Source organism: Albimonas sp. (assembly GCF_055129145.1).
In genome coordinates, this window is the sequence record NZ_JBSRTQ010000162.1 from 1 (window position 1) to 8,979 (window position 8,979).

Sequence of the window (8,979 nt, forward strand, 5' to 3'; positions counted from 1 at the left end):
GCTTGGCCCGGCGTCGTGGCGGTCATGCGATCTTTCCCTTGCTCCGCGCCTCGGCTAGAACGCCGGGCGTGCCGGGAGCGGCGTCGGACGACGGTTCGCGCAGGCTCGAACCCGGTCCGCGCATCTCGTTCGGGGGTCACCATGTCCGCAGAACCCGCCGTCACGCAAGCCCTCGCCGCCGAACACGGGCTTACCGCTGACGAATACGTCCGCCTGCTGGACCTGATCGGTCGGGAGCCCACTTACACCGAGCTCGGCATCGTCTCGGCGATGTGGAACGAGCATTGCTCCTACAAGTCCTCCAAGAAGTGGCTGCGCACCCTGCCCACCGAGGGCCCCCAGGTGATCTGCGGCCCCGGCGAGAACGCGGGCGTGGTCGACATCGGCGACGGGCTCGCCGTGGTCTTCAAGATGGAGAGCCACAACCACCCCAGCTTCATCGAGCCGTTCCAGGGCGCCGCCACCGGCGTCGGCGGCATCCTGCGCGACGTGTTCACCATGGGCGCGCGCCCGATGGCCGCGATGAACGCGCTCAGCTTCGGCCGGCCCGAGGCCGCCAACACCCGCCGCCTTCTCGCCGGCGCGGTGGCGGGCATCGGCGGCTATGGCAACTGCTTCGGCGTGCCCACGATCGGGGGCGAGCTGCGCTTCCACGCGGGCTATGACGGCAACTGCCTGGTCAACGCCTTCGCCGCGGGCATCGCGAAAGCCGACGGCATCTTCTATTCCGCCGCCTCGGGCGTCGGCATGCCGGTGGTCTATCTCGGCGCCAAGACCGGGCGCGACGGGGTCGGCGGCGCCACCATGGCCTCCGCCGAATTCGGCGAGGGCACGGAAGAGAAACGCCCCACCGTCCAGGTCGGCGACCCCTTCACCGAAAAGCGCCTGATGGAAGCCTGCCTCGAGCTGATGGGCTCGGGCGCCGTGATCTCCATCCAGGACATGGGCGCCGCGGGGCTCACCTGCTCGGCGGTGGAGATGGGCGACAAGGGGGGCCTCGGGATCGAGCTTGACCTCGACGCCGTCCCCCAGCGCGAAACCGGCATGATCGCCTATGAGATGATGCTGTCGGAAAGCCAGGAGCGGATGCTCATGGTCCTCCTCCCCGAAAAGGAGGCCGAGGCCCGCGCCATCTTCGACAAATGGGATCTCGACTTCGCCATCGTGGGAAAAACCATCGCCGAGGACCGGTTCCTCGTGGTCCACAAGGGCGAGGTGAAGGCCGACCTGCCGCTCGCCGCCCTGTCGGGCTCCGCCCCCGAATACGACCGCCCGTGGGAGCCGACGCCAGCCTCGCCGAAGGTCACCGACATGCCGGTCTGCGAGGATGCGGCCGTCGACCTGCTGGCGCTGATCGGGCGGCCCAACTTCTGCTCGCGCGCCTGGGTGTGGGAGCAGTATGACCACACCGTCGGGGCCGACACCGCGGTCGGCCCGGGCTCCGACGCCGCCGTGGTGCGGGTGCATGGCACCCACCGGGCGCTGGCCTTCGCGTCCGACGTGACCCCGCGCTACTGCTTCGCCGACCCGGTGGAGGGCGGCAAGCAGGCGGTGGCCGAATGCTATCGCAACCTCTGCGCCACCGGCGCGAAGCCGCTGGCGACGACCGACAATCTCAATTTCGGCAACCCCGAAAAGCCCCGGATCATGGGCCAGCTGGTCGGCTGCCTGCAGGGCATCGGCGAGGCCTGCCTCGCGCTCGACATGCCGATCGTGTCGGGCAATGTCAGCCTCTACAACGAGACCGACGGCGCCGCGATCCCGCCCACCCCGACCATCGCCGCGGTGGGGCTGCTCGAAAGCCTGGACGACCGCATTCCCGTCGGCGGCCGCCGGGGCGACGTGCTGGTGATGCTGGGCGCGACGGAGGGGTGGCTGGACCGCTCCGCCTGGCTCGCGGAACTGCACGGACGCGAGGAAGGGCCGCCGCCCCCCGTGGATCTGGTCGCCGAGCGTCGGGCCGGAGAGCTGGTGCGCCATCTCAAGGCCCGCGGCATGCTCAACGCCGCCCATGACCTGTCGGATGGCGGCATGGCGGTGGCGGCGGCGGAGATGGCGCTGGCCTCCCGCTGCGGGGCGACGCTTGCGGGGCCCCGCGACGGGCTCTCCCGCGCCGCCTGGTTCTTCGGCGAGGATCAGGGCCGCTACCTGATCGCCTGCCCGCCCTCCGCCGCGCTCGACGTGCTGGAGGCTTCGACCGAGGCCGGCGTCCCCGCCCGCCAGATCGGCACGCTGGAGGGCGAGGCGGTGACGCTCGGCGGCGCCTTCGTGCCCGTGGCCGCGCTGCGCGACGCCCATGCCACGGGCCTCGCCCGGATGATGGGAGAGGCCTGAGCGCCCCCCTTCCGCACCCCCTCGGGGGTGCGGACGCTGCGCGGTTCACCCCCTGCGGGGTGCGGAAACAACGCGGGCGCCTGCGCGCATTCCTTCCCGCCGCTCTCTTGCAGGCGACGATCCGGCGTTTTACGTGTTAGCTTCACGCGCGAGACCAAGTGGAGCCTACGCCCATGCCGATGGAATCGACCGAAATCGAACGCCTGATCCTGGACGCCTTTCCGGGCGCCTCGGTGGAGATCACCGATCTGGCGGGCGATGGCGATCACTTTGCGGCGACCGTGGTGGCGGATGCGTTCCGCGGCCTCAACCGGGTGCAGCAGCAGCGCGCGGTCTACGCCGCTCTGAAGGGGCGCATGGGGGGGGAGCTGCATGCGCTGGCGCTCACCACCCGCGCGCCCGTCGACTGATCCCCGAGCCCGAACCGCAAGACCGCACCACGAACTCGACCCCAAAGCGCGCACCATTCGCCCAAAGCCCCAGGAGGACGCCATGTCCCAGGTCGCGAACGAAACCAACCCCGCCCACGCCACGATCAAGTCCGAGATCACCTCCAACGACGTGGTGCTGTTCATGAAAGGCACCAAGTCGATGCCCCAGTGCGGGTTCTCGTCCCGCGTCGCCGGGGTGCTCAACTACATGGCCGTCGAGTTCAAGGACGTGAACGTCCTCGCCGATGAGGCCGTCCGCCAGGGGATCAAGGATTTCTCCGACTGGCCGACCATCCCGCAGCTCTACGTCAAGGGCGAGTTCGTCGGCGGTTGCGACATCATCACCGAGATGATGCTGTCGGGCGAGCTCGACACGTTGTTCGACGCCTCCGGCATCGCCTACGACAAGGCCGCCGCCGAGAAGATCCGCGAAGCCAACGGCTGAGGCCGGCGCGCCGCGCAGGACAGAAGACCGGCCCCGCGGGGCCGGTCTTCGCCGTTCAGGCGGCGGAGCGCGCCGCTTCGACCGGGGCGCCCTCGCCCTCCGCCTTCTCCTGCCGGCGCACCCAGAGGGCGGCGGCCATCGAGATCAGCGCGCAGCCCAGCATCAGCCCGATCAGCGGCTCGGCCCGCGGATGCAGGGTCAGGAGCGCGCCGGACGCCGTGCTCAGCACCGCTCCCATGCCCACGTTCAGCGCGCCTGACAGTCCCGCCGCGGACCCCGCCAGCTTGGGATGCGCCGACACCGCCCCCGCCGACGCGCTGGGCGACGACAGCCCGTTGCCGAGCCCGAGGCAGAGCGTGGCGCCGAAGACCGTCACCAGGCTCGGCGGCGTGGCGACGACCAGCGCCAGACCGAGCGCCAGCCCGACGCAGGCCACCGCCCGCCCGATCACCATCATCCGCCCCAGCGGAACCCGCCGGGCGAAGCGTCCCGACAGAAAACTGCCGAAGGCGAAGCCGCCGGTGATGGTGCCGAGGCAAAACCCCAGCTGCGCCGGACTCAGCGCCAGCACCGAGCCCGCGACCAGCGGCGCGCCGGCGAGGAAGGCGTAGAACGCGCCCACCGAGAACGACAGGCACAGCGCGCAGCCCCAGAAGCGGCGGTTGCGGAACAGCTCGCCATAGTTGCGGAACTGCTGGGCGAAGGTGGCGGCGCGGACCGGGAAGGTCTCGGGCAGGCGCATCAGGCACCACAGGAACAGGCCCGCGCCGAACAGCGAATAGACCAGAAAATTCGCCCGCCATCCGAACGCCTGGTCGAGCAGCCCGCCGATCATCGGCCCCGCCATCGGCCCGATCGCCATCGCCATCAGCACGTAGCCGATGAGGCTCGCCGCCTCGCGGGGCGCATGGGTGTCGCGGATCATCGCGGGCGAGAGGGCGGCCCCGGCGATCATCGTGCCCTGCAGCAGCCGGAACCCGAGGAAGGCGTCGAAATCCGGCGATAGCAAGCAGCCTACGGAGGCGAGCGCGTAGATGGCGAGGCTGGCGAGCGCGTTGCTGACCCCGAACCCCGCCGCCATGCTGCCGAGCGACGGCAGGAACATGTTCAGCGTCAGCGCCGAGGCGGCGGTGAGCATGACCAGCGTGACCAGCTGGGGCCGCGCGGGCGCGGGAGCGGCGTCGGGGAACTCTGTCATCGTCGAGGGGTCCGGCTGGGGAAGAGGGCGCGCCGCCGGGGCGGGAGACGCGGCTGCGTCCCGTCCCCGAACATGGAGCGGACCCTACCTGCGGCAATGGCACGGGGCGTGGCGGCGTGGAGGGTGCGCCCGAAGCGACCTCGGCGAGGAAGCGCAGGGCGATTACGGAGGCGGTCCGAAACGCAGCCGGCCCGCGCCAGAGGCGCGGGCCGGCGGATGACGACGGTCGGCTCGGGCGCGCCCGCCGTGATCAGGCCAGCCCCGATCAGACGAACTTGCCGTGGCAGTGCTTGTACTTGGCGCCCGAGCCGCAGGGGCAAAGCTCGTTGCGGCCGACCTGGCCCCAGGTATCGGGGTCCGCCGGGTCGACGCCGGCCCGCGCCGGAGCCCCCGCCCCTTCCAGCGCCGGCTGGGTCGCGGCCGGCTCCACCGGCCGCGCCTGCGCCGCGGCGGCGGCCTGCTCCAGCATCCGACGCTCGGCCTCCTGGCGGGCGGCCTGCTCCTCCTGGCTCACCACCTGCACGTAAGACAGCTGGCGGGTCACGTCGCGGCGCAGGCGGCCCAGCAGGGCCTGGAACAGCTCGAACGCCTCGGACTTGTATTCGTTGAGCGGATCGCGCTGCGCATAGCCGCGGAAGCCGATGACCGAGCGCAGATGCTCCAGCGTCACCAGATGCTCGCGCCAATGGTGGTCGATGGTCTGCAGCAGCACCGATTTCTCGATCTGGCGCAGCACGTCGGGGCCGAAGGCGGCGGCCTTCTGGGCCATCTGCTCATCGGCGAGCTTGTGGAGCCGCTCGCGGATCTGCTCGTCGTCCACGCCCTCCTCGGCCGCCCAGGCGATGACCGGGGCTTCCTTGCCGAAGTTCTCCAGGATCTTGGCGTAGAGCCCTTCGGCGTCCCACTGGTCGGCATAGGCTTTCGGCGGGATATGCTCGGCCACCAGGTCGTCGACCAGCTCGTGGCGCATGTCGCGCACGGTCTCGGCGACGTCGCGGACCTCCATGATCTCCCGGCGCTGGCCGAAGATGGCCTTGCGCTGGTCGTTCATCACGTCGTCGAATTTCAGCAGGTTCTTGCGGATGTCGAAGTTGCGCGCCTCGACCTTGCCCTGCGCCTTCTCGATGGCCTTGTTGACCCAGGGGTGGACGATGGACTCGCCCTCCTGCAGGCCCAGCGTCTTCAGCATCTTGTCCATGCGCTCGGACCCGAAGATCCGCATCAGGTCGTCGTCGAGCGCGAGGTAGAACGAGGACCGGCCCGGGTCGCCCTGACGGCCCGAGCGGCCGCGCAGCTGGTTGTCGATCCGCCGCGACTCGTGCCGCTCGGTGCCGATCACCCAGAGGCCCCCGGCTTCCAGCGCGCGGGCCTGGTCGGCCTTGGCGATGGGCGTCAGCTCTTCGATGATCGCCTGCAGACCTTCGTCGTCGGTCACGCCGCGCTCGGTCGCGATCTCGCGCGCCATCATGTCGACATTGCCGCCGAGCTGGATGTCGGTGCCGCGCCCGGCCATGTTGGTGGCGATGGTCACCGCGCCGGGCTTGCCGGCCTTGGCGACGATATAGGCCTCCTGCTCATGGTGGCGGGCGTTGAGCACGGCATGGGGGATGCCCTTGCCGGCGCGGCCGAGCTGCTCGAGATAGTCGGCGGTCGCCTCGAGGTATTCCTTGCGCTCCTGCTCCTTCTTCTTGCAGGCGGCGGCGAAGCCCCGCAGGACCTCGGCGGTTTTCGCCAGCGCGCTCGGCGTGCCCAGCAGGGCGGAAAGCTGCTCGGATTTTTCGATCGACGTGGTGCCGACCAGCGCGGGCTGACCGCGGCGGTTGGCATCGGCGATGGCCTCGATCAGCGCGATGGATTTCTCGGCGCCCGAGCGGAACACCTGGTCGTCCTCGTCCAGACGCGCCAGCGGCTTGTTGGTCGGGACCTCCACCACCTGCAGGCCGTAGATCGACTCGAACTCCTCGGCCTCGGTCAGCGCGGTGCCGGTCATGCCGGCGAGCTTGCCGTAGAGCCGGAACAGATTCTGGAAGGTGATCGAGGCGAGCGTGACGTTCTCCGGCTGGATCGCCACGTCCTCCTTCGCCTCCAGCGCCTGATGCAGCCCGTCGCCGAAGCGGCGGCCCTCCATCATGCGGCCGGTGAACTCGTCGACGATGATCACCTTGCCGCCGCGGGTGATGTAGTGCTGGTCCTTCTTGAACAGCTTGTGCGCGCGCAGGGCCTGGTTGACGTGGTGGACGATGGACACGTTCTCGGCGTCGTAGAGCGAGGTTTCCCCGTCCAGCAGGCCGGCGGCGGCGAGCCGCTGCTCGATGAACTCGTTGCCGACTTCGGTCAGCGAGGCGGAGCGCTGCTTTTCGTCGACCTCGAAATGCTCGGGCAGGAGCGAGGGCATCACGGCGTCGACGGCGCGGTAGGTGTCGGCGCTGTCCTCGGCCGGGCCGGAGATGATCAGCGGCGTTCGGGCCTCGTCGACCAGGATCGAGTCGACCTCGTCGACGATGGCGAAGGCATGGCCGCGCTGGGTCATGTCCTCCAGCCGGAACTTCATGTTGTCGCGCAGATAGTCGAAGCCGAGCTCGTTGTTGGTGGCGTAGGTGATGTCGCAGGCGTAGGCGGCGCGTCGGGACGTGTCGTCCATGCCGGGCGTGATCACGCCGGTGGTCAGGCCGAGAAAGCCGTAGACCTTGGACATCCAGTCGGCGTCGCGGCGGGCGAGGTAGTCGTTGACGGTGACGACATGCACGCCCTTGCCCGCGAGCGCGTTGAGATAGGCGGGCAGCGTGGCGACGAGGGTCTTGCCTTCGCCGGTCTTCATCTCGGCGATGCGGCCTTCATGCAGGACCATGCCGCCGACAAGCTGCACGTCGAAGGGCCGCATGCCGAGCGCGCGCTTCGCGCCTTCGCGGGCCACGGCGAAGGCCTCGGGCAGCAGCGCGTCGAGGCTCTCGCCCGCCGCGTGACGATCCTTGAACGCCTGGGTCTTGGCCCGAAGCGCATCGTCGGACAGCGCCGAGATCTCGGGCTCCAGCGCGTTGATCGCGCCGATCCTGCCCATCAGCGTCTTGACCTTGCGGTCGTTGGCGGTCCCGAAGACCTTCTTAGCGACGGCGCCCAATCCAAGCATGTTCTGCCGGCATCCCTGCTCTGGCGGTCCGGCCGGGGCTTTCGCGCCCCGAACGTCCGCGTCAATTCGCGTCCCGGTCGCCCGGCGCATCGGCGGCCTGCATCATGGCGCGCGCCGCACGATCGCCCCGGCCGAGGCCGCGGGATAAACGAGGCGACGCCCCCCGACGCGAGCCGGACGGCGGCGATCAACTCCGCGCGACCCGGAAGCCGCGAAGCGCGGCGCTGTCCGGGGGGCGCTTGCCCGGCCCGCGCGCACGCGCTAGATGGAGGCCGGATCGCGCCGAGACGGCCCTTCCCGGGCCGCGAGACAGTTAGGCAGCGGTCGCCCGCATGTCAACGCGCCCGCCTGTCCCGCCCCCTATCGGCGGGGTGGGGGACACGGGTCTCGCTGCGGGCCTGCAACAGGCCAAAGCGCTCAGGCCAGCGCCAGCCGATCCGGATCACAACGAGGAGAGCTTCATGCCCCGTCCCGCCCCGCGCCGCGCCGCGGTCCCGGCCGTCGTCGCCGCCATCCTGGCGCTCGCGCCCTTCGCCGTCGCGGCGCAGACCGCGGCCCAGGCCCCGGCGCAGTCGCCCGCGCAGAGCGAAGCGCCCGCGGAAGCCATCGCGCCGGACGCCAAGATCTCCGACGTGGTGGCGACCGTCGACGGTCACGAGATCACGCTCGGCCAGATCATCCTGATGCGGGCCAACCTGCCCGATCAGTATCAGCAGATCCCCGACGCCCAGCTGCTGCCGGCCCTGATCGACCAGGCCGTGACCCAGTATCTGCTGGCCGAGAAGGGCGAGGCCGCGGGGCTCGCCGACAGCCCGCTCGCCAAGCTGCGCGCCGAGCTCGACAAGCAGACCTATCTCGCCGAAACCTCGATGCGCGCGGTGATCGACGCCGCGACCACCGACGACAAGCTGCGCGCCGCCTATGAGGCCCAGATCGCCTCGGTCGAGCCCGCCGAGGAGATCCGCGCCTCGCATATCCTCGTCCCCGAGGAGACCACCGCCGAGCAGATCAAGGCCGACATCGCCGCCGGCGCCGATTTCGCCGAGAAGGCCAAGGAGTTCGGCACCGACGGCACCAAGGACCGCGGCGGCGATCTCGGCTGGTTCGAGCAGGGCCAGATGGTCCCCGAATTCGCCGAAGCCGCCTTCGCCGCCGAGGAGAACGTGGTGATCGGCCCGGTGAAGACCCAGTTCGGCTGGCATCTGATCCTGGTCACCGGCCATCGCGACGCCCCGGTCCCGACCTTCGAGGAAAGCCGCGACGAGCTGGCCCAGAGCCTCGCCGCCGAGGCCGCCCAGGCCGAGATCGCCGCCGTGCGCGAGGGCGCCGAGATCAAGGTCAACGAGGAAGCCCCGGCCCCCGGCGCGATCCGCCGCGACGACCTGCTGACCGCCGAGTGATCGACGGATCCTGACCCGAAGGGGGGGCGCCCGGGCGCCCCCCC

The 8,979-nt window shown here is 70.5% G+C and carries 6 protein-coding genes; 4 read left to right on the top strand and 2 right to left on the bottom strand.

What is annotated here, in order from left to right; genetic code table 11:
• Nucleotides 1-141 precede the first annotated feature (141 nt).
• From purL to grxD, 3 genes are all read left to right on the top strand, one after another.
• Entirely contained in the window at nucleotides 142-2,334 is a 2,193-nt protein-coding gene (gene purL, locus ACTB72_RS18460; RefSeq protein ID WP_463038478.1) for a phosphoribosylformylglycinamidine synthase subunit PurL, read from the top strand.
• Between the two features lie 173 nt (nucleotides 2,335-2,507).
• On the top strand, nucleotides 2,508-2,744 hold the full coding sequence (locus ACTB72_RS18465; protein ID WP_463038479.1) for a BolA family protein: 237 nt from the start codon (nucleotides 2,508-2,510) through the stop codon (nucleotides 2,742-2,744).
• Between the two features lie 82 nt (nucleotides 2,745-2,826).
• Nucleotides 2,827-3,210, top strand: a complete 384-nt coding sequence (gene grxD, locus ACTB72_RS18470; protein ID WP_463038480.1) for a Grx4 family monothiol glutaredoxin — start codon at nucleotides 2,827-2,829, stop codon at nucleotides 3,208-3,210.
• Nucleotides 3,211-3,265: 55 nt separating this feature from the next.
• On the opposite strand, the gene ACTB72_RS18475 is transcribed toward grxD, so the two are convergent.
• Both ACTB72_RS18475 and secA read right to left on the bottom strand, forming a co-directional pair.
• Nucleotides 3,266-4,408 (bottom strand): MFS transporter, encoded by a 1,143-nt coding sequence (locus ACTB72_RS18475; RefSeq protein ID WP_463038481.1) that lies wholly within the window; start codon nucleotides 4,406-4,408, stop codon nucleotides 3,266-3,268.
• Nucleotides 4,409-4,673: 265 nt separating this feature from the next.
• Nucleotides 4,674-7,535, bottom strand: a complete 2,862-nt coding sequence (gene secA / locus ACTB72_RS18480) for a preprotein translocase subunit SecA (RefSeq protein WP_463038482.1) — start codon at nucleotides 7,533-7,535, stop codon at nucleotides 4,674-4,676.
• A 461-nt stretch (nucleotides 7,536-7,996) separates the two neighbouring features.
• Between secA and ACTB72_RS18485 the strand changes: the two genes are divergently transcribed.
• Nucleotides 7,997-8,935 carry a peptidylprolyl isomerase gene (locus ACTB72_RS18485; protein ID WP_463038483.1) on the top strand — a complete coding sequence of 313 codons (939 nt, stop codon included), beginning with the start codon at nucleotides 7,997-7,999 and terminating at the stop codon, nucleotides 8,933-8,935.
• The last annotated feature ends 44 nt before the right edge of the window (nucleotides 8,936-8,979 follow it).